Annotated in this window: 1 pseudogene; it reads left to right on the plus strand. The window is 62.1% G+C overall.

From position 1 onward, the window contains the following. A pseudogene (locus EN859_RS35615) lies at nucleotides 1-180 on the plus strand (peptidase); the annotation flags it as partial. Nucleotides 181-396: the final 216 nt, after the last annotated feature.

The raw sequence follows: 396 nt of genomic DNA on the forward strand, positions 1-396 counted from the left end.
CTGAAATCCAACCTCTCGGTCGGGCTGCCGCTCGATCTGCTGTTCCTGGAACAGGACAGCTTCAAGGTCGGGCTCAACAGGCGCATCGGCCACGACGATCCCTATTACCGCACCGTCTCTGATGGCTGGTCGAGCGCCTTGAAGGCGGCCTTTGCCAGCCTGCCGGACTTCCCCGGTTAGGGGCCGCATTCGCGGTCGGTTGCGTGCTTATAATTAACATGTTAATTAATATCAAAAGCTAGCTTGCCGGCCGCATTGAGGCTGGGCTCGGGAGGATAGATGGACAACGAGACATTCCGCGACTGGTCGAGGCGGGCGGCCGATTGGGGCGTCGATTACCGCGCCGGCCTGCGCGAAGGGCCGGTGCGGCCGGCCATCGCGCCGGGCGAAATCTTC

It is taken from the genome of Mesorhizobium sp. M00.F.Ca.ET.216.01.1.1, assembly GCF_004010325.2.
GTDB lineage: Bacteria > Pseudomonadota > Alphaproteobacteria > Rhizobiales > Rhizobiaceae > Mesorhizobium.